This is a genomic window from Candidatus Cybelea sp. (genome assembly GCA_036489315.1).
Lineage (GTDB): Bacteria > Vulcanimicrobiota > Vulcanimicrobiia > Vulcanimicrobiales > Vulcanimicrobiaceae > Cybelea.
Genome location: DASXFZ010000004.1, coordinates 1 through 1,530, shown reverse-complemented (window position 1 = coordinate 1,530; position 1,530 = coordinate 1). Strand labels below are relative to the sequence as shown.

The following is a 1,530-nucleotide window of genomic DNA, read 5'->3' as shown; positions in this document are numbered from 1 at the left end:
TGTCGAAGGGATCCTCGGAACGCTCGCCGGCCTCGACGCGATCATCGTCGATGCGCCGCAGCCTTTTGCGGCGGCGGTGCGGCCCTTCATGTTGCGCGCCCGGCGCGTCTTCGTCGTCCTGGAACCCACGCTGCTCGGCGTCGCCGCAGCGCAAGCGCTGCTCGCCGATCTCCAGCGCTTCGGGGTTCCGGCAAATCGCATTGACCTGATTACCAACACGCGCAGCGAGAACGGTGCGGTGGCGCGCAGCGAGGTCGAGCGGGCGCTCGGGAGCAAACTCGTCGCGGAAGTTCCGCTCTCGACGAATCGCGCGTACGCCAAGAGCATCACCGCGCTGCAGAACTACATCCAATCCGTACCCTCGACGCCCGACGGGCTGATGCTGCAGCCGTCGGTCGCGGGTCCGTACGCTCCCAGCACCAACGGCAACGGCGTCGCCAAAGCCGTGGCCGGCAGCGTCGACGTCAAGCGCCAAGCGTTCAAAGCCGAAGTGCATAGCGCGCTGATCCGTCAGTTCGATCTGGCGACCGCCGGTTCGGTGCAAGGCGACGCCGCGAAGCTCGCCGAGCTCCGATCGCGCGTCGAAGAGATCGCCGCACGCCTCGTTTCCGAGCGAGAGTTTGCGGGATCGGCCGAAGACCTCGCCGATCTGCGCCGCGAGATCGTCGACGAAGCGCTGGGGCTCGGACCGCTGGAAGATCTGCTGCGCGATCCCGACGTAACCGAAGTCATGGTCAACGGCCCCGAGACGATCTACGTCGAGCGCTTCGGCAAGATCGAGCACACCGCCAAGCGCTTCAGCGACGACCGGCAGTTGCGGCTCATCATCGAGCGCATCATCACGCCGCTGGGCCGGCGCATCGACGAAGCCTCGCCGATGGTCGACGCGCGTTTGCCCGATGGCTCCCGCGTGAACGCCATCATCGATCCGATCGCGATCGACGGCACCGCGATGACGATCCGCCGCTTTGGGCAGAAGCGTCTCACTGCAGACGACCTCATCAAGATCGGCGCGGCACCCGCGCCAATGCTCGATTTTTTGCGTGCGTGCGTCCAGGCTCGGCTCAACTGCGTGGTGAGCGGCGGAACGGGCTCCGGCAAGACGACGTTCCTCAATATCCTTTCCTCGTTTCTGCCCGACCGCGAGCGCATCGTTACGATCGAAGACGCGGCCGAACTGATGCTCAACCAGTCGCACGTCATTCGGCTCGAAGCCCGCCCCCCGAACATCGAGGGCAGCGGCGAGATCCGCATCCGCGATCTTTTCCGCAACGCCCTGCGTATGCGCCCGGACCGTATCATCATCGGCGAGTGCCGCGGGCCCGAGGCCCTCGACATGCTTCAGGCGATGAACACCGGCCATGACGGCTCGCTCACAACGATCCACGCCAACAGTCAGCGCGACGCGATTTCCCGCATCGAGACGATGGTACTGATGGCCGGCTTCGATCTCCCGATCCGCGCGATTCGCGAGCAGGTCGCGAGCGCGCTCGATCTCGTCGTGCACACGTCGCGCTTGCGCGACGGCTC

1 protein-coding gene is annotated in these 1,530 nt (G+C 65.9%); it reads left to right on the top strand.

The window, feature by feature from the left end; all coding sequences use genetic code 11:
- A partial coding sequence (locus VGG51_00700) for an ATPase, T2SS/T4P/T4SS family (protein HEY1881544.1) occupies positions 1-1,530 on the top strand: 1,530 nt, incomplete at both ends.